The organism is Amycolatopsis palatopharyngis, from assembly GCF_003385185.1.
GTDB lineage: Bacteria > Actinomycetota > Actinomycetes > Mycobacteriales > Pseudonocardiaceae > Amycolatopsis > Amycolatopsis palatopharyngis.
Genome location: NZ_PQHZ01000012.1, coordinates 68,350 through 85,140, shown reverse-complemented (window position 1 = coordinate 85,140; position 16,791 = coordinate 68,350). Strand labels below are relative to the sequence as shown.

General features: G+C 66.9%; 19 protein-coding genes. 12 read left to right on the top strand and 7 right to left on the bottom strand.

Translation table 11 applies throughout. The features are described 5' to 3' along the window. Positions 1-54 precede the first annotated feature (54 nt). Positions 55-633, top strand: a complete 579-nt coding sequence (locus D0C15_RS12055) for a TIGR03086 family metal-binding protein (protein ID WP_116044164.1) — start codon at positions 55-57, stop codon at positions 631-633. A 99-nt stretch (positions 634-732) separates the two neighbouring features. Here D0C15_RS12055 and D0C15_RS12050 read toward each other — a convergent pair whose 3' ends face one another. Both D0C15_RS12050 and D0C15_RS12045 read right to left on the bottom strand, forming a co-directional pair. After that, the gene (locus D0C15_RS12050; RefSeq protein ID WP_116044162.1) at positions 733-1,179 is read right to left on the bottom strand and encodes a hypothetical protein; all 447 of its coding nucleotides are present in this window, start codon (positions 1,177-1,179) and stop codon (positions 733-735) included. Between the two features lie 97 nt (positions 1,180-1,276). Further along, complete coding sequence (locus tag D0C15_RS12045) at positions 1,277-1,948, bottom strand: winged helix-turn-helix transcriptional regulator (RefSeq protein ID WP_116044160.1); 672 nt, start codon at positions 1,946-1,948, stop codon at positions 1,277-1,279. A 103-nt stretch (positions 1,949-2,051) separates the two neighbouring features. Between D0C15_RS12045 and D0C15_RS12040 the strand changes: the two genes are divergently transcribed. From D0C15_RS12040 to D0C15_RS12020, 5 genes are all read left to right on the top strand, one after another. Next, positions 2,052-3,167 carry a WD40/YVTN/BNR-like repeat-containing protein gene (locus D0C15_RS12040; protein WP_116044158.1) on the top strand — a complete coding sequence of 372 codons (1,116 nt, stop codon included), beginning with the start codon at positions 2,052-2,054 and terminating at the stop codon, positions 3,165-3,167. 241 nt (positions 3,168-3,408) lie between these two features. Continuing rightward, entirely contained in the window at positions 3,409-3,705 is a 297-nt protein-coding gene (locus D0C15_RS12035) for a MoaD/ThiS family protein (RefSeq protein WP_116044156.1), read from the top strand. 278 nt (positions 3,706-3,983) lie between these two features. Beyond that, the gene (locus D0C15_RS12030) at positions 3,984-4,253 is read left to right on the top strand and encodes a hypothetical protein (protein ID WP_116044153.1); all 270 of its coding nucleotides are present in this window, start codon (positions 3,984-3,986) and stop codon (positions 4,251-4,253) included. A gap of 97 nt (positions 4,254-4,350) precedes the next feature. After that, positions 4,351-4,920: an ArsR/SmtB family transcription factor gene (locus tag D0C15_RS12025; RefSeq protein ID WP_116044151.1), complete on the top strand. Its 570-nt coding sequence runs from the start codon at positions 4,351-4,353 to the stop codon at positions 4,918-4,920. Positions 4,921-4,944: 24 nt separating this feature from the next. Next, a complete protein-coding gene (locus D0C15_RS12020) occupies positions 4,945-5,703 on the top strand; it encodes an SRPBCC family protein (RefSeq protein ID WP_116044149.1) in 759 nt (252 codons plus the stop codon). Positions 5,704-5,754: 51 nt separating this feature from the next. Here D0C15_RS12020 and D0C15_RS12015 read toward each other — a convergent pair whose 3' ends face one another. Together D0C15_RS12015 and D0C15_RS12010 are read right to left on the bottom strand one after the other, a co-directional pair. Then, on the bottom strand, positions 5,755-5,940 hold the full coding sequence (locus D0C15_RS12015; RefSeq protein ID WP_116044147.1) for a DUF397 domain-containing protein: 186 nt from the start codon (positions 5,938-5,940) through the stop codon (positions 5,755-5,757). Then, the gene (locus D0C15_RS12010; protein WP_116044144.1) at positions 5,927-6,802 is read right to left on the bottom strand and encodes a helix-turn-helix domain-containing protein; all 876 of its coding nucleotides are present in this window, start codon (positions 6,800-6,802) and stop codon (positions 5,927-5,929) included. Before D0C15_RS12010 ends, D0C15_RS12015 begins: the two co-directional genes overlap by 14 nt. A 111-nt stretch (positions 6,803-6,913) precedes the next feature. Between D0C15_RS12010 and D0C15_RS12005 the strand changes: the two genes are divergently transcribed. Further along, positions 6,914-7,171, top strand: coding sequence for a hypothetical protein (locus D0C15_RS12005; protein WP_162830043.1), 258 nt, complete (start codon positions 6,914-6,916; stop codon positions 7,169-7,171). Between the two features lie 28 nt (positions 7,172-7,199). Here the strand turns inward: D0C15_RS12005 and D0C15_RS12000 are convergent, their stop codons facing one another. Next, the gene (locus D0C15_RS12000; RefSeq protein WP_211323180.1) at positions 7,200-7,784 is read right to left on the bottom strand and encodes a TetR/AcrR family transcriptional regulator; all 585 of its coding nucleotides are present in this window, start codon (positions 7,782-7,784) and stop codon (positions 7,200-7,202) included. Between the two features lie 152 nt (positions 7,785-7,936). Here D0C15_RS12000 and D0C15_RS11995 point away from each other — a divergent pair, with 152 nt between their 5' ends. Then, positions 7,937-8,956, top strand: coding sequence for an aldo/keto reductase (locus tag D0C15_RS11995; protein WP_116044138.1), 1,020 nt, complete (start codon positions 7,937-7,939; stop codon positions 8,954-8,956). A 38-nt stretch (positions 8,957-8,994) separates the two neighbouring features. After that, positions 8,995-9,867 (top strand): LLM class flavin-dependent oxidoreductase, encoded by an 873-nt coding sequence (locus D0C15_RS11990; RefSeq protein WP_116044135.1) that lies wholly within the window; start codon positions 8,995-8,997, stop codon positions 9,865-9,867. Here the strand turns inward: D0C15_RS11990 and D0C15_RS11985 are convergent, their stop codons facing one another. Continuing rightward, positions 9,868-13,185: an error-prone DNA polymerase gene (locus D0C15_RS11985; protein ID WP_116044133.1), complete on the bottom strand. Its 3,318-nt coding sequence runs from the start codon at positions 13,183-13,185 to the stop codon at positions 9,868-9,870. It lies immediately after the preceding gene. Positions 13,186-13,447: 262 nt separating this feature from the next. Between D0C15_RS11985 and D0C15_RS11980 the strand changes: the two genes are divergently transcribed. The 3 genes from D0C15_RS11980 to D0C15_RS11970 all read left to right on the top strand — a co-directional run bounded on the left by D0C15_RS11980 (position 13,448) and on the right by D0C15_RS11970 (position 15,665). Further along, positions 13,448-13,891 carry a DUF4383 domain-containing protein gene (locus D0C15_RS11980; RefSeq protein ID WP_116044131.1) on the top strand — a complete coding sequence of 148 codons (444 nt, stop codon included), beginning with the start codon at positions 13,448-13,450 and terminating at the stop codon, positions 13,889-13,891. 204 nt (positions 13,892-14,095) lie between these two features. After that, a complete protein-coding gene (locus D0C15_RS11975; protein WP_116044356.1) occupies positions 14,096-14,884 on the top strand; it encodes a metal-dependent hydrolase in 789 nt (262 codons plus the stop codon). 46 nt (positions 14,885-14,930) lie between these two features. Further along, entirely contained in the window at positions 14,931-15,665 is a 735-nt protein-coding gene (locus D0C15_RS11970) for a GNAT family N-acetyltransferase (protein ID WP_116044129.1), read from the top strand. A 53-nt stretch (positions 15,666-15,718) separates the two neighbouring features. Here the strand turns inward: D0C15_RS11970 and D0C15_RS11965 are convergent, their stop codons facing one another. Further along, positions 15,719-16,723, bottom strand: a complete 1,005-nt coding sequence (locus D0C15_RS11965; protein ID WP_211323176.1) for an ABC transporter substrate-binding protein — start codon at positions 16,721-16,723, stop codon at positions 15,719-15,721. Positions 16,724-16,791: the final 68 nt, after the last annotated feature.

The window sequence follows — 16,791 nt, the reverse complement described above, 5'->3', positions numbered from 1 at the left end:
GCACACTACTCTGAACCAATCGGTTAATTAACTACTTGGTTTAGGGGTTGCGGTATGGTGGATCTTGCTCCGGTTGCCGGGCAACTGAAGTTGCTTTTGGGCGGGACGGCCGACAACCAGCTTTCGGCGCCGACACCGTGCACCGAATACACGGTGGGGGACCTGCTCGATCACCTGATGGCACTGACACTCGCGTTTCGTTTCGCTGCCGAGAAATCCCCCGGCTCGGGTAAGGAGGGTCCTCCCGAGGCATCGGCAGGAAACCTGCCCCCGGATTGGCGCGAGCAGCTTCACGCACGACTGGACGCATTGGTGCGGGCGTGGTCTGATCCCGCTGCCTGGATCGGGGAAGCGACCGCAGGTGGCGTGACCCTGCCTGCCGACGTGATGGGGGTGATCGCGCTGGACGAGATCGCCGTGCACGGCTGGGATCTGGCTCGCGCCACAGGGCAACAGTTCGAGTGTGACAGCGAATCCACGGAGGCACTCTTCGCGCTGCTGTCTCAACCGGCGGACGGGGACGGGGACGGCGACAACGGCCTCTTCGGCCCGGTGGTTCGGGTGTCCGCGGACGCGCCACTGTTCGACCGCGTTCTCGGCCTGGCTGGCCGGGATCCCGCGTGGACGCCCTGACCGCCTGCCGATCACGAAGTTCCGGTCCCTCGCGGGTGCCCGGTGTCCAGGTCACCCGGTTTCTTGTCGAAGTGTGTCGAGTTCTAATGGCGTCCGGACTCAGGATCGCGGTGATATCGCCAAATCGATGGTGACCACAGCCCGGTCTCGGCCGGTCGCGGTCGCTTCCTTGATCAGACGCTCGTCCACTTCGATCAGAACGGTGATCGCGCCGCTGCCGTCGCCCTCGGCGGTGAGCGAGACAAAACCAAGATCGCCATGCGGCAGCGAGAACCGTGTTTCCCAGGGCAACTCGACATCGACATGCTGCCGGCCGCTGATCGGTGGTCGCGCGATCCCGTCGGTGATGTAGCTGACCGTCTCCGCGGTTCCGCTGCCGGTCACTCGGTACACGATCGAATACTCCGCGGCATCAGCGTCGGCATCGGCACTGGTCACGAAGAGCGCGATAACGGAGGTGACCAACGCGGCACCGACCCCACCGAGGCTGATTCCTCGGATCAACGAGCGCTTCGGTGCCTGCCCCGGGCCAGGCGACTCGATCATTCAGGGGGCTCCCTGCCCGTTGGCGACACATCGCTTTTTGCGCTGTACCAGGATTTCGCCAGGGCAGGGCGTGGTGTTACCGGCTGCTCTGTTCGGCCTAACCCGCTGCCGGAGTGGGAAGGCGGAACAGGGTCACGAACAGCTCGACCGCCTGTCGGTCGCCGTCGAGAGTCAGCTCGCCCGAGTCGACAGCGACATCGAGATCATGGCCGCCGTAAAGGATTGCCGCGAGGGTGATCGGTGCCGTCTCCACAAAGGCTTCAGGGGCAGCACCCTGGCTACCGGTCACCCGGTGTACCTCGAACCGGCCCCGATTCACTTCGGCGAGAAAGTGTTCCTCGCCGAATCGCAGCTCCAGCCGGACATCGACGGCCTCGCTCGCGTCCGGGTCGAAGTTGGTCCGCAACGAGAGGACGATCGAGCTGACGCTGAGATTCGCCTCGCGCGGCCGCGACGGTGATCGGGCACCCCAGCGCCCGAGCGATTTGATGACCGGTTCGAGTTCCTGGCCCCACTCGGTGAGTTCGTAAACCGAAGATCCCGCGGGCGGGCCGAGTCGGCGTCGTCGGACGACCGCCGACTGTTCCAGTTCGTCGAGCCGATGGGACAGCACGTTCGCGCTGATTCCGGGCAGTCCCGCTCGCAGGTCCGTGTAGCGCTTGGGGCCCAGTACGAGCTCCCGTACGACCAGCAAGGCCCACCGCTCGCCGACCAGGTCCAGTGCATGTGCCATGCCACACGCGTCGTTGTAACTGCGACTGGTCGCCATAGCGTCCCAGGCTACCAGCGGAAATCTTTTTTCCGGATGAATTGGTTGTTTTTTAGGAGTGACGCCTGCTACATTCTCGCCAACAGCCTGGGAAGGAGTGGGGATGACCGGGGTACGAGTGCTTGTCGGGACGCGCAAGGGGGCGTTCCTGTTGACGTCGGACGGCAAGCGCGAGCAGTGGGACGTCAGTGGGCCGCACTTCGCGGGCTGGGAGATGTACCACCTCAAGGGGTCGCAGGCCGACCCCGATCGTCTCTATGCCTCCCAGTCCGGCGGCTGGTTCGGCCAGGTCATCCAGCGCTCCGACGACGGCGGAAGCAGCTGGGAGCCGGTGGGCAACGAGTTCGCCTACGAGGGAGAAGTCGGTACCCACCAGTGGTTCGACGGTACGCAGCGGCCCTGGGACTTCACTCGGGTCTGGCACCTCGAACCGTCACTGACCGATCCGGACACCGTGTACGCCGGCGTGGAGGACGCAGCGCTGTTCAGGTCGGTCGACGGCGGGCAGAGCTGGGCGGAACTGCCTGGCCTGCGCACGCACGATTCCGCGCCGTCCTGGCAGCCGGGTGCGGGCGGAATGTGTTTGCACACCATTGTTCTCGACCCCAGCGATCCCGCGCGGATGTTCGTCGCCATCTCGGCCGCCGGTGTTTTCCGCACCGACGACTCGGGCAAGACCTGGCAGCCGATGAACAAGGGCCTGCGCTCCGGCGCGATCCCCGACGAGGACGCCGAGGTCGGCCACTGCGTCCACAACCTCGCGATGCACCCTTCGCGTCCCGAGGTGCTGTACATGCAGAAGCACTGGGATGTCATGCGAACAGACGACGCAGGTGAGTCCTGGCACGACATCGGCGACAATCTGCCCACCGACTTCGGTTTTCCGATCGCGGTTCACACGCACGAGCCGGACACCGTCTACATTGTGCCGATCAAAAGCGACTCCGAACACTTTCCGCTGGACGGGAAGCTGCAGGTCTACCGCAGCCGTGTGGGTGGCAACGAGTGGGAACCACTGACGAACGGGCTGCCGCAGAGCAACTGCTACGTGAACGTCCTGCGGGATGCGATGGCCGTGGACAAGCTCGACTCCTGCGGCATCTACTTCGGTACCACCGGTGGCCAGGTGTATGCGTCGGCCGACGCGGGTGACAGCTGGTCGCCGATCGTCCGTGACCTTCCGGCCGTGCTCTCCGTCGAGGTGCAGACGTTGCCTTGACGTCCTCCCGCCGTGAACGGTGGGGATTCCATCCCACACAACCACTACGCAGCGGAAGTAGGTGTGAGTTGAGGTTCACGCTTCGCGGACCGGCGCACGCCGAGGTCTCCGCGGGTTTGGCGTCGGAACACCGCTTGGCTCTCGCGGTTGCCCCGTGCGCAGTACCCCCTGCGGGGTGCTTCTTGCTCGAATCAGCTCCTCCCCGGCGTAAACGCCAGGGTTTCCGCCGATTGGAACCTCGATGATCCGGGTCAAACTACCCACGCACCTGCGCACGCTCGCGCGGGTCGACGGCGAGGTGCGCCTCGACATCGACGGCGCGGTCACCCAGCGCACAGTCCTCGACGCCCTCGAGGAGCGCTACCCGATGCTCCGCGGCACTATTCGGGACCACGCAACCCAAAAACGCCGCGCCTTCGTCCGCTTCTTCGCCTGCGAGGAGGACCTGTCCCACGAGTCGCCCGACGCGCCGCTTCCCGACCCGGTGGTGACCGGGGCAGAGCCGTTCCTCGTGGTCGGTGCGATGGCAGGCGGCTGAGCCCGAATCGACCCCGCCGCGACGGCTGCGGCGGCAAATGATTGACTCTCTGTGACCGATCGAAGGCCCGCTGATGATCTGTGGGTTCACGGACTTTGCCCTCGCAGTGTCGTGCGCCACTGCCAGGGCGGCGAGTTTCACATTTCGTTTCGGTTAATTCGGCTGGATGCCTAGTATTACGCGCGGTAACAGACATCGGTGCGGATGTGGGGACGGGCGTCCGGATCGGGAACGACTGCGTGAGTGTGTGCGTCACACGCAGGGAGCGAGGGAGACGCATGAAGACGATCGAAGCGCCCGCGGCCGAGCGGGTCAGCACACCAATTTTCGAGCAGTTGCGTGAGGAGTTCGGGTTCACTCAGCTCATCGCCGAGATCGAGCAGGATGATCCCGCTGAGGACCCCGCTGAGGAAACCGCGCAGGCGGAAGAGTCCGACGAGGACTCCGCGGCGACCGAAGCCGGCGAGGACGCAGCGGTCACCGAGGCTGCCGCCGTCGATGTCGCCGACGCCGACGCCGCCGAGGTCGAGGAGACCGAAGAGGCCTGACCGGTCTCACGTTCCACCTCCCAGGAAGCAGGCGCCACCGGTCACGACTACCGCACTCTTACTTGACAAATAAATCTGTCAATTAAAGAATGTGACCGTGACCACGCGCGATCTCCTCGACGAACCCGACCGGGTGCGACAGGCGCTGTCTCCGCTGCGCCGGCAACTGCTGGCCCGGCTTCGTACCCCGGCCTCGGCATCGGAACTGGCCACGGAACTGCAGCTGCCCCGGCAACGCCTCGGGTATCACCTGCGCCAGCTGGAGGAGTCCGGACTCATCGAGCTCGTCGAGGAGCGACGCAGGCGGGGGTTCGTCGAGCGGGTGCTGCAGGCCACGGCGGATGCTTTCGTGGTGGACCCCGGAGTCCTGGGAATCCACGAAGGGCAGCACGCCGGAGACGTCCACGCCGCCGAGCACCTGCTCGACGCGGCCACTCGCACGGTCCGCGATGTCGCCAGGATGCAGGCCGGGGCGGAGCGCGAGGGCAAACGCCTGCTCACTTTCACCGTGGAGACCGAGGTTCGCTTCGATGCTCCCGGCGACGTACACCGATTCACCGAGGCCCTTGCCGGCGCTGTCGCCGACGTGGTGGCCAAGTTCGACTCACCGTCCGGGCGCCCCTACCGGCTGATCGGTGCCGGTCATCCTGCGCCACGAACGGAATGACCACACCGCTGACTGGAGGAACCAGTGAACGCGAATTCACCGGAGAGTGGGGAAGGCCCGCGAATCGAAGTCACGATCGCGGCATCCGAGGATGAGGTCTGGCAGGCGTTGCGTAAGCCGGAACTCATCCGGCGTTGGCACGGCTGGCATTTCGACGGCCTCGACGACGAGGTGCGAACCATCTACACCGAAGGCGTCACCGAGGACTCTGAGCAGCATTCGCTCACCGTTCAGGGCGGCGACCGGTTCAGCCTGCATCGGGTGGAGGACGCGACGGTCGTCCGCATCACCCGGTCACCGCGCGGGCTCGACCCCGACTGGGACGTCTACTACGACGACATCACCGAGGGCTGGACCACGTTCCTGCATCAGCTGCGGTTCGCCGTCGAGCGCCACGGACTCGCCGAGCGGCAAACCCTGGTACTGGAAGGCATTCTGCCGGACCAGCGGAAACCGTTCGCCCAGGTGCTCGGTCTCGGCGCGGTGGCCGAGCTGGCGGAGGGCAAACGCTACCGGGCCACGCTCACTCCGGGAGACGATTTCGCGGGCACGGTCTACGCCCGCACGCAGAACCAGCTACTGCTCACCGTCGACGCCCTCGGCGACGGACTGTTGGTCGTGGCCCAGCAACCGCGCAACCCGCATCGCCCCGACGGCGGCGCCCTCGCCGTGCTGACGGCCTACGACACCGACCCCGCCGGCTTCGCCGCCCTGGCCACTCGTTGGAGCACCTGGTGGAAGTCGGTGAACACAGCCACCGCCACAGCCACGGAGACCGAGTAGCGCGAGGCGCCGCAATCCCGCACTTTCCCGGGAAAGTGCGGCGGGCTTGGGCTAGCGCAGGTGGGTGAGGAGGGCTTGCCAAGGGGCTCCGGGGATGGTGAGCGAGCCGCCAGGACGGTCCTTGGTGTCGCGGACAAGTATCTGGTCGGACCGGTGCCCGACCTCGACGCAGCTTCCGCCATTGCCGCTGTAGCTGCTGGTGCGCCAGGCGATGCCATCCGATTCAGGCACGTTCATCGCGATCCTCTCCCGAGGGGTACAGCTCGGTTGCCAGGCTGGCAATCAGCTCCCGCGATTGTCCCTCATCGAGCGCTTTGTCCGCGAGGTCGTGCAGAACCCGACGGTAGGCGGCAATTTCCACGGGCTCCTCAAGGAAGAGGCATGAGGTCTCGCTGTCCAGGTATACGACCGGTTTGAACTCGGTGAACTCCATCAGTTCGAATTGGCCAGCAATGCCAGCGTGTACCCCTATGGCGGCAGGTACCACGCGCAGGGTGATGTGTGGACGCACCGACATTCGCAGCAGATGGTGCAACTGGTCCGACATGATGTGTGAGGTGCCAACTGGCAATCTCAGCACGAACTCGTGCAAGAAGTAGCAGAATCGCACTGGAGGTCGCCTACTGAACAGGCTTTGCCGAGTCAGTCGTGCCGCTACCCGATCTTCGACTTCCTCGGTGGGCACATTGACCACCGCGCTGATCAAAGCTCGTGCGTAGTCGCCGGTTTGCAGCAGCCCCGGCACCATCACCGGTTCGAAGTGATCGATGCTCACCGCCTTGTCCTCGTGGTCGATGAGGGTGCGGAGTTGCTTCGGCAGGCGGTCGCCGTGCTGCTGGAGCCAGCCCGGCCTGCTCTGCTCGTGACTGAGCTGGAGCAGCCGTTCGCGTTCGGCTCCCCTCACCTCGCAGATCGTGAGGAAACTGACGACCTCTATCTCGGTGCCGCCGCGTTTTCCGCTCAACAGCCGGGAAACCCGGCCCTGCGACCAACCGAGCTTGCGTGCGACGTCGGTGCCGGACAGACCGGCTCCGCGCATCGCTGCGCGCAACCCTTCACCCAGTTCCCGGCTGCGGACGGTGGTTTCGCGATCCTCCATGGATCCGAAACTAGACCGAACCGGCCTCCTTCCTGGGCGGCGCGCGGGCCTTTCCCCCGAAGAGGCGCGTGTGTGTCCGGGGGACAAATGTGTTGCTGCCACACTGTGGACGTGCCCGAAGAGCCCGTGTCCATCGCCGAGATCACTTGCGCGCTGCGTACCGTTCGCCCAGCCTCCTATCGGATCGAAACCACGCCGGACGGTCCCGCGCTGGCCCTGGTGATGAACGCCAGTCCGAGCGGACGGCGCAACGCGGCGGACCGAATCGTGCGACTGCTCGGCGAGCACGGTCTCGGCCTCGATGTGCCGAACCAGGTGGACGCGCTCACCGAGGAGAAGGTTTCGTTCGCTGTCGTTCGGCTGCCGTAGGCGGTGAACTCGCGTCGTGCGACTGTCCCTAGTGGATGCGTAGCCCTGCGATGACGAGTTCGACCATGCGACGTGCGTCGTAGCCGGGATCGCTGTCTGCGCCGATGCAGAGATTTCCGACGCCGCGCAGCAGTTCGTAGGCCCCCAGGTCGGGGCGGATCTCGCCCGCCTTGGCGGCGGCGTCGAGGAGTTGGGTGCACACGGGCATCAGGCGGTCGAGGAAGTAGGCGTGCAGGGCCTTGAAGGCGGCATCGTCGGACTGCAGCGCCTCGGCGAGACCGTGCTTGGTGGCCAGGAAGTCGACGAAGAGGTCGATCCACTGTGCCAGGGCGGCGTGTGGCGTACTGCTGTTCGCCAGCAGCGCCGGACCGGCCGCAGCGCATGCCTCTACCTGGTGCTGGTAGACGCCGACGATGAGATCGGCTCGCGTCGGGAAGTGGCGGTAGATCGTGCCGATGCCGACACCGGCTTTGGCTGCGATGTCGCGCACGGGCACATCGACGCCGGAAGTAACAAAGGCCGTGGCAGCCGCGTCCAGCAGCGTCTTTTCGTTGCGCCGGGCGTCGGCTCGCTTCCGCGGCGCAGGCGACGCTGATCCGCCGTCGGTGTCCACCACTTCGCCACTACCTCCGTCACTCACTTGGCAAACGGAACGTTGTTCCGTATGTTGATTTGCGGAACAAGGTTCCGCTTGCCCAAGGATGCCAGAGCGGGTGGGTCGAACCAAGCCACACACCACACGGGCTCCCTCCAGGAGGAACAGCTATGCACTACCGCACCTTGGGTCGCACTGGCGTGCAGGTGAGCACCCTCGTGCTCGGCGCGATGAACTTCGGCAAGATCGGGCGCACCACCCAGGACGAGGCCACCGCTATCGTCGATGCCGCTCTCGAAGGTGGGATCAACCTCATCGACACCGCCGACAGGTACAGCGACGGCGAGTCGGAGGAGCTGGTCGGTAAGGCCATCGCAGGCCGCCGCGACGACATCGTGCTGGCCACGAAGGCGGGCATGCCCATGGGCACCGAGCGCAACCATCAGGGCAGCTCACGCCGCTGGCTGGGCACCGAGCTGGACAACAGCCTCCGCCGCCTGGACGTCGACCACGTCGACCTCTACCAGATCCACCGGTGGGACCCGAGCACCAGCGACGAGGAGACGCTTTCGGCGTTGACCGACCTGCAGCGCGCGGGAAAGATCCGCTACTTCGGCTCCTCGACGTTCCCGGCGTACCGCATCGTGCAGGCTCAGTGGGCCGCTCGGGAGAATCACCTGAGCCGTTACGTCACCGAACAGCCCAGCTACTCGATCCTGCAACGCGGGATCGAGACCCACGTGCTGCCCGTGACCGAGCAATACGGACTCGGCGTACTGGCGTGGAGCCCGTTGGCTTCGGGCTGGCTGTCGGGCGCGATCCGCGAGGGCCAGGAAATCAGCACCAACCGTTCGGTAATCCTGCCGGAGCGCTTCGACCTCACCATCCCCGCCAACCGGGCCAGGCTCGATGCCGTCGAACAGTTGGCCACGGTCGCCGAAGAGGCGGGCCTGACCATGATCCAGCTCGCGCTCGGGTTCGTCACCGCGCATCCGGCCGTGACCAGCGCGATCATCGGCCCCCGCACGTTGGAGCACCTGCATTCACAGCTCGCCGCCGCGGACACCGTGCTCTCCGCCGACGTGCTTGACGCGATCGACGAGATCGTCGCTCCCGGCGTCGACCTCGCCGCGCACGAAAAGCAGGACGCCCCGCCCGCCCTGCTCGACCCGTCACTGCGGCGTCGCTGATCGCCCTTCCGGCCTTCAAACGAAAGGAAGACGGCCCCATGCCGCACACATCCAGGCCACGTTTCGGGATCATGACCGCCCCGATGCAGGTCGACTACCACGACGTCCTGCGAGTATGGCGCGAGGCGGACACCGTCCCGGAGATCGAGCACGCCTGGTTGTTCGATCACCTCATGCCGATCGGCGGTGACCCGAACGGACCGGTGCACGAAGGCTGGACACTGCTTTCGGCTCTCGCCGCACAGACCTGGCGGCTGCGCCTCGGTCTGCTGGTGACCAGCAACCGCTTCCGGCCGCCCGCGATGCTGGCCAAGATCGCCACAACCGTCGACATCGTCTCCGGCGGACGGCTCGACTTCGGGATCGGCGCAGGCTCACGACCCAGTCACCCGCTGGCCCGGCGGGAATACGACGCGCACGGCCTGCCCTTCCACGACTCCGCACATGCCGTGGGAAGCCTCGCCGAAGCATGCACGGTTGTCCGGCGGTTGTGGACCGAGCCGGAACCGTTCGATTTCCATGGCACCCACGTCAGTCTCACCGGAGCATTCGGCAACCCCAAACCCGTCCAGCGTCCCCACCCGCCGATCCTGATCGGCGGACGCTCGGCCCCGGTACTCCGCGTGGTCGCCGAGCACGCGGACATCTGGAACGTGCCCGGCGGTGACATCGACGACGTTGTCCGTCGCAGCGCACTGCTGGACCGCTACTGTGCCGAGATCGATCGGGATCCCGCCTCCATCACTCGCTCGATTCACGTGCCGGTCTCCTACGAGCAACCCGGCAGCACTCGGGACGCGATCGGCGAAGCGATCGACGCAGGCTTCCGGCACATCGTTCTCGGACTGTCAGAGCCCTATCCCGCCAACGTCGCACGGTGGGTCGCCGACGAGTTCATCACGCCCGGTTGATCAGCGGAAGTCCCGGGACTTGCTGCCCACAGCGCCCAACTCCAAGGGGCGCAACAGGTCGGCGACCACGCTGACCACGCCCGTGGCGTTCTGCACCACTCCGCGCACGAGCAGGGCCGGGCTGTTGCGGGCGATGCTGCGCTGCCTGATCCACAGTCCGGGTGAGCACACGACGTTCACCATCCCGGTCTCGTCCTCCAGGTTGAGGAACGTGATCCCACCCGCCGTCGCCGGACGTTGCCGGTGCGTGACGGCCCCGCCGACCAGGATCCGGGTGCCGTCGGGGACGTCGATCAGCGAGGCGGTGGCGAGGGCGCCCGCCGCGTCCAGTTGCGCGCGAAGGAACTGGATCGGATAGCTGTCCGGGGAGATCCCAGTGGCCCAGACGTCGGCGGCCGCGACTTCCAGTTTGCTCATTCCGGGCAGCGCCGGGGGGTGCTGGCCGGGTGTGGTGCCGGGCAGGTGTCCCTGGCGCTGCCTGGCGACTGCGCCTGCCGTCCACAGTGCCTGGCGGCGATCACCGCCGAACCGGGCGAGTGCGCCCGCGCCTGCCAGCGCCTCGAGTTGCGGCTCGCGGAGTGTGACGCGGCGGCCGAGGTCGGCGGTGTCGCGGTAATCGCCGCCCGCCTCCCGCTCGGCGACGATCGACTCCGCCAACTCGTCACCGATTCCCCTGACCCCGGCGAGTCCGAGGCGCACCGCCTGCCCACCAGTACTGTCCACATCAGACTCCAGAGTGGCGTGGGTGAGACTGGCGTTGACGTCCGGGCCGCGGACGATCACTCCGTGCCGCCGCGCATCCGCGACCAGCGACTGTGGTGAGTAGAACCCCATCGGCTGGGCGCGCAGCAGCGCCGCACAGAACGCCGCCGGGTGGTAGTGCTTGAGGTGCGCCGATGCGTAGACCAGCAGCGCGAAGGACATTGAGTGCGCTTCGGGGAAGCCGTATCCGGAGAAGGCGCGAATCTGATGGAAGATCCGGTCGGCCAGCTCGCCGGATATGCCGTTGACGGCCGCCCGCGCGAAGAACCGCTCACGCAGCCGGTCCATTCTCGCGCTGGAGCGTTTGGCGCCCATCGCCCTGCGCAGCTCGTCGGCCTCCGCCGCGCTGAACCCCGCGACGTCCACCGCCATCTGCATCACCTGCTCCTGGAACAGCGGGACGCCCAATGTCCGGTCGAGTGCCCTGGCGAGCAACGGATGTTCGTGCTCCCACGGCTCCTCGCCGCTTCGTCTGCGGATGTACGGATGCACCGACCCGCCCTGGATCGGACCGGGGCGGATCAGCGCGACCTCGACCACCAGGTCGTAGAACTCCCTCGGCCGCAGCCGGGGCAACGTCGCCAGTTGCGCGCGGGACTCCACCTGGAAAACCCCCACGGCATCGGCCCTGCACAGCATGTCGTAGACAGCTTCGTCGGCCAGGTCGAGCTTCGCGAGGTCGACGGTGACGTTCTCGTGCTCGGCGATCAGGTCGATCGCGTAGTGGATCGCCGAGAGCATGCCCAGCCCGAGCAGGTCGAACTTGACCAGCCCGACGGCCGCGCAGTCGTCCTTGTCCCACTGCAGCACCGTGCGCCCGGCCATCCTGGCCCATTCGACCGGCACGACCTCGGAGACCGGACGGTCGCAGATGACCATCCCGCCGGAGTGAATGCCGAGGTGACGCGGAGCGTCCCCGATCCGGCCCGCCAGTTCCACCACCTCGGCCGGGATGGGGTGTTCCTCTCCTGGATCGACCTTCGCCACATGTCCCCACTGGTCGATCTGCCTGCTCCACGCGTCCTGCTGGCCCGGCGAGTACCCCAGCGCCCTGGCCATGTCCCGCACCGCCGACCTCGCGCGGTAGGTGATGACGTTGGCGACCTGAGCGGCGTGATGGCGACCGTGCTTGCGGTAGACGTACTGGATCGCCTCCTCTCTGCGGTCGGACTCGATGTCCACGTCGATATCCGGTGGGCCATCGCGTTCGGGGGCGAGGAAGCGCTCGAACAGCAGGCCCCAGCGCACCGGGTCGGCGTTGGTGATGCCGAGTGCGTAACAGACGGCGGAGTTGGCCGCCGATCCCCTGCCCTGGCACAGGATGTCGTTGTCCCGGCAGAACCGGACGATGTCGGCGACGATCAGGAAGTACCCGGGGAAGTCGAGCTGCTCGATCATCGCCAGTTCGTGATCGAGTTGCCGGTAGGCGGCGGGATTACCGGCGCGGGTGCCGTAGCGCCGCAGCGCTCCGGCCCACGTCAACGCGCGTAGGTGAGTCACCTCGGTTTGGCCTTCGGGGACCGGGAACGGCGGCAGTTGCGGGGCGACGAGCTTCAGGTCGAAGGCGCACTCCACGCCGAACAGTGCCGCGCGCTGGACCGCTCCGGGATAGCGGGAGAACCGGGTGGCCATCTCGGTGCCGGATCGCACGAAGGCCGCCGGAACTGGGGGCAGCCAGCCCCCCAGTTCCTCGATGCTGCGCCTCGCCCGGACGGCCGCCACGGCCGCGGCGAGCTTGCCGTCGCCAGGAACCGCGTAGTGCACGGCATTCGTGGCCACGGTCGGCAGGTCGAGCTCGGCCGCGATACGAGCCAGCAAATCGTTGCGGACCGAGTCCGTGGGCATACCGTGGTCGGTCAGCTCCACGGCCACGTGGTGCCTGCCGAACCGGTCGGCGAGGCCGCGCAGTTCGGCCTCCGCCGCGGCCGGGCCGGATCGGGTCAGTGCCTGGCGGACGGCACCCTTGCGGCAGCCGGTGAGGATGACGCTGTGCCCGCGCAACTCCTCGACGATCTCGTCGTGGTCGTAGACCGGCCTCCCCTTCTCCTCGCCACGCAGCTGGGCGTTGCTGATCACCCGGCAGAGTCGCCGGTAGCCCTCGAGTCCGCGTGCGAGCACCAGCAGGTGGGCCCCCTCCGGGTCGGCGGCGCCGTTCTGTGGTCCTCTCAGCCCGAGGCTCAGTTCAGCGCCATAGCCCACCCGCATCCCGAGTTCGCGCGCCGCCTCGGCGAACCGGACCACGCCGTACATCCCGTCGTGGTCGGTGAGGGTGATGGCGTCCAGCCCTGCCCGGACGGCCTGTTCCACCAGTGCCTCAGGCGAGCTCGCTCCGTCGAGGAAGCTGAAGTGCGAATGGGCGTGCAGCTCCGCATAGGGCACCCGGATCTCGAAACCGCCGCTGTCCCGTGCCGGGCTCAGGCCGGCCGGTCCGGTGTAGGTCTCACGTTTTCGAGTCCACGCCGGACTGTCACCGCCGTCCCCCTGGGGTTCGGGGCCGCGACCGGAAAGGGCTCGCTCCAAGTCACGCCACGGAAGCAGAGGGTTGTTGAACGACATCGCACTTCTTTCCACGTTGATCCTGCCGCCGTGGGGAAGCCAGCGCCGATCTGTTCGAACATGTGTTCGGAGTATGTGTCGGCGTGGCCGGGATGGTCAACGCGGCGAAGCTCACCCGACCCGTCAGGGTGAGAGACTTGGGATTGGCGCGGCGACACCAGGCGATCCACACTGGACACGCTGCTGCTCGCCTGTGACGTAGCGAACACGGACAGACATCCGCAGAGAGGGCACCAGTATGTCCCGTCCCCAGGACCAGCCGATGGCACCACACGATGTTGCCCACTACACCCGCCGCACGCCGGTCCAGGTCGTCGCCGCGGTGGTGTCCCTGACCTTCTTTCTGGTGGGAGTGCTCGGATTCGTACCGGGCGTCACCAGCGAATACAACCTGATGACCTTCGCGGGACACGAGAGCGGGGCACTGCTGTTCGGCCTCTTCGCGATCTCGGTGCTGCACAACCTGGTGCATCTCGCGTTCGCGGTCGTGGGGCTGACGCTGGCCCGCACCGCGACCGGTGCCCGGGCGTTCCTGCTGGGCGGCGGGCTCACCTACCTGGTGCTCGGTGGCTACGGGCTGATCGTGCGGCCCGGGTCGGCGGCGAACTTCCTGCCGGTGAACTCCGCGGACAACTGGCTGCACTTCGGTCTCGCGGTCGGCATGATCGTGCTCGGAGTGGTCTTCGGCCGCAGCACGAAGATCTGACGACACTGTCGGCACCCGGCCGGCAGCCCCGATCCCAGCGGGTTTTAGTTCCCCAATGTGGCATTAGGGACGTTAGATGTCCCCAATGCCACATTGGGGACATCCCGCAAGCCGGCCCGAGCGGCGCGTCGGAAGCTCATACTGTCGGTGCTCTCCGAGACACTGTCCGTCCGTACGGATCTGGGGCTCGGAGGCAAACAGCAGATGATGGGTCGAACGCACGCGCTGACCGGCTGGTGTGCTGGACTGGTGGTTGCGCCGCTGACCGGGGTGAACTCGATCGCACAGGCGGTGGTGTTCGCTTCGACAACCGCAGGCTTCGCCCTGCTGCCCGATCTGGACCATCCCGGCGCTCGAGCGTCGAAACTGCTCGGCCCGCTCACCGGGGGCGTGTCCTGGCTGCTGCGCAAGGCATCCGGCGCCCTGTACTCGGTGACGAAGGGGCCGAGGGACGAGAACGGCAAGGGCACTCACCGGCATCTGTCGCACACCGTGCTGTTCGCACTCGCGATCGGCGCGCTCACCGCGGCCGGTACCGCAGCGGGCGGGCCGTGGGCGGTGGCCGGGGTGGTGCTGCTCGGGCTGCTGCTCGCCGAGGACGCCCTCGGCGACTGGCTGCTGCCGGTTGGCGGCGCGGCGGTGATCTGGTGGGTGTACGAGGCAGGTCCCGATCCGTTGGCCCAGCTGGATGCGGTGTCGGGATACCTTGGCATCGCCGTGGCGGCCGGTTGTATCACCCACTGCCTCGGTGACGCCCTGACGGAATCCGGCTGCCCTTTCCTCTTCCCCGTGCCCATCGCGGGAGAGACCTGGTACGAGATCCGGCCACCGAGCTGGCTGCGGTTCCGCACGGGAAAGGGGGTGGAGAACGCCGTGATCTTTCCCGTGTTCACCGTGCTGGCCTTCGTGCTGTTCCCCGGAGCGTGGGAGCTGGGTGTCGAAGTCGTAGACCGGGTGTTCGGCGATCCGGGAGTCGCGACCGCCGAACCATGAGCTGAAACAGGATGCGCCTGCCTGACCGGATCGCGAGGATGACGGGATGGTGACCCACAGTCTCGCCGACCGTCCCGACCTGCTCGAGCCGGCGCTCGCACTGGGCGGTGTTGGGGCCGAGTTCATGCGGCACGATCCGGTCGGCGGCCTGACCAGGGCCCGACGGCTCGCGCGACGCTGGCCGGAGTTCTTCCTGGTGGTACTCGACGGCGACGAACCTGTGGCCAGGGCCGTCGGTATCCCGTTGGCATGGCCCACCGAGGAGCGGACCGAACTACCCGATCACGGATGGGACGGGGCCATCCTCTGGGCCGCGCAGGACGCACTGGACGAGCGGACACCGGCCGCGCTGTGCGCGCTGGACGTACAGGTGGCGCAGGCTCGCCGTGGTCAGGGTGTGGCCGCCACCGCGCTGGGCGCGTTGCGCGACCGCGCGCGGGAGCACGGACTGGGCCGGTTCGTGGTACCCGTGCGACCGACGGGAAAACGTGAACATCCCCTGGTGCCGATGGCCGAGTACGTCACCCGGCGCCGAGCCGACGGCCTGCCCGAGGATCCGTGGCTGCGCACCCACGAACGTCTCGGCGCGTGCTTCGTGAAGATCGCTCCCTTTGCCATGACGATCACCGGAACCCTTGCCCAGTGGCGGGAATGGACCGGGCTGGCCCTTGTGGACGGTGAGAACGAGGTGCCAGGCGGTCTCGTTCCGGTGCTGGCATCGGTCACCCAGGACGTCGGTGTCTACGTGGAGCCGAACGTCTGGCTGGAGCACCCGCTCTGACGGTGGCGACCGGACCGCGCTTCGAGTGAGCGAGGCCCGGTCGCCTGCCGTTGTCAGCGAGCGGGGTCGACGCCGAACTGCTTGGCGAGGTCGTCCAGCGTCGCGTGCGCACCCTGAAGGCTCACCGAGGTGAACCAGGTGGTGTCGTCCACATTGGAGATGTCGCCCTTGAGCGTGCCCCAGAGCGGATTGCTCTCGAACTGTGCGCGCGGGTCGCCCTCCTCGGTGCGGGGGTCGGAGTAGGTGGAGACGAAGACGTGGTCCGCGTCCAGCTGGGTGATGTTCTCCTGACTGAGGTCCGCCGAGATCGAGTCCTGCGGATTCGGCTGTCCCTCGGGACGCTTCAGCCCGACGTCGTTCATGATGATGCCGCCATAGGACGCGCTGCTGTAGAGCCGAACCGTGGGCTCACCTTCGACGAAGCGGACGAGCGAGTACGTGGCATCACGCCCGAGCTTCTCGCGGATGCTGTCGCCGATCTCCTTGGCCCTGGCCTCGTAGGCGCCGATCTTCTGCTCGGCCAGCTCTTCCTTGCCCAGTGCCTTCGCCAGCAGCCGGATGTTGTCCTTCCAGGTCGCACCGGTGGTCTCGCTGAAGACGGCCGGGGCGACGCCGGACAACTCGTTGTAGATCTTCTCGTGTCGCACCTTGGCGGAAACGATCAGATCGGGCTGGATGTCGTAGAGCTGCTCGACGTCCGGCGAACCCAGTTCACCGATCACCTTCGCATCGGCGGCGAACTGCTTGTCGCTCTCGGGCAGGTAGTCGGGCAACTGCTCGCCCGAGACCGGGAACTGGGTGAAGGCGACGACCTTCGTCTCCAGTGCCAGAGCGGCGTCGACGTAGCTGGAGTCCAGCGCGGCGACGGTCTGCGGCTGGGCCTCGACGGTTGTCTCGCCCATAGCGTGCTGAATCGTGCGGGGAAAGGCACCTTCGCCGGACTGCGCCTGCTGGGCAGGCTCGTCGGTTCCCCCGCAGGCGGTGAGCACGAAGCTGGCCGCCACGGCTGCTGCGACTCCCGTCCGCCACGGTCGGCGTGGGCGCGTCGAACTGGGCATGGCATTCCTCCGGATCACAGGATCACCTGTTTGGTTAGGCTTGGCTAACGGACCCTAGATCCTTCGGA

What these genes read in the sequence shown, in the direction of transcription:
- D0C15_RS12055 (WP_116044164.1), top strand. Translation starts at nt 55, where the DNA reads ATGGTGGATCTTGCTCCGGTTGCCGGGCAACTGAAGTTGCTTTTGGGC.
- D0C15_RS12050 (WP_116044162.1), bottom strand. Translation starts at nt 1,179, where the DNA reads ATGATCGAGTCGCCTGGCCCGGGGCAGGCACCGAAGCGCTCGTTGATC.
- D0C15_RS12045 (WP_116044160.1), bottom strand. Translation starts at nt 1,948, where the DNA reads ATGGCGACCAGTCGCAGTTACAACGACGCGTGTGGCATGGCACATGCA.
- D0C15_RS12040 (WP_116044158.1), top strand. Translation starts at nt 2,052, where the DNA reads ATGACCGGGGTACGAGTGCTTGTCGGGACGCGCAAGGGGGCGTTCCTG.
- D0C15_RS12035 (WP_116044156.1), top strand. Translation starts at nt 3,409, where the DNA reads ATGATCCGGGTCAAACTACCCACGCACCTGCGCACGCTCGCGCGGGTC.
- D0C15_RS12030 (WP_116044153.1), top strand. Translation starts at nt 3,984, where the DNA reads ATGAAGACGATCGAAGCGCCCGCGGCCGAGCGGGTCAGCACACCAATT.
- D0C15_RS12015 (WP_116044147.1), bottom strand. Translation starts at nt 5,940, where the DNA reads ATGAACGTGCCTGAATCGGATGGCATCGCCTGGCGCACCAGCAGCTAC.
- D0C15_RS12010 (WP_116044144.1), bottom strand. Translation starts at nt 6,802, where the DNA reads ATGGAGGATCGCGAAACCACCGTCCGCAGCCGGGAACTGGGTGAAGGG.
- D0C15_RS11995 (WP_116044138.1), top strand. Translation starts at nt 7,937, where the DNA reads ATGCACTACCGCACCTTGGGTCGCACTGGCGTGCAGGTGAGCACCCTC.
- D0C15_RS11990 (WP_116044135.1), top strand. Translation starts at nt 8,995, where the DNA reads ATGCCGCACACATCCAGGCCACGTTTCGGGATCATGACCGCCCCGATG.
- D0C15_RS11985 (WP_116044133.1), bottom strand. Translation starts at nt 13,185, where the DNA reads ATGTCGTTCAACAACCCTCTGCTTCCGTGGCGTGACTTGGAGCGAGCC.
- D0C15_RS11980 (WP_116044131.1), top strand. Translation starts at nt 13,448, where the DNA reads ATGGCACCACACGATGTTGCCCACTACACCCGCCGCACGCCGGTCCAG.
- D0C15_RS11975 (WP_116044356.1), top strand. Translation starts at nt 14,096, where the DNA reads ATGATGGGTCGAACGCACGCGCTGACCGGCTGGTGTGCTGGACTGGTG.
- D0C15_RS11970 (WP_116044129.1), top strand. Translation starts at nt 14,931, where the DNA reads ATGGTGACCCACAGTCTCGCCGACCGTCCCGACCTGCTCGAGCCGGCG.
- D0C15_RS11965 (WP_211323176.1), bottom strand. Translation starts at nt 16,723, where the DNA reads ATGCCCAGTTCGACGCGCCCACGCCGACCGTGGCGGACGGGAGTCGCA.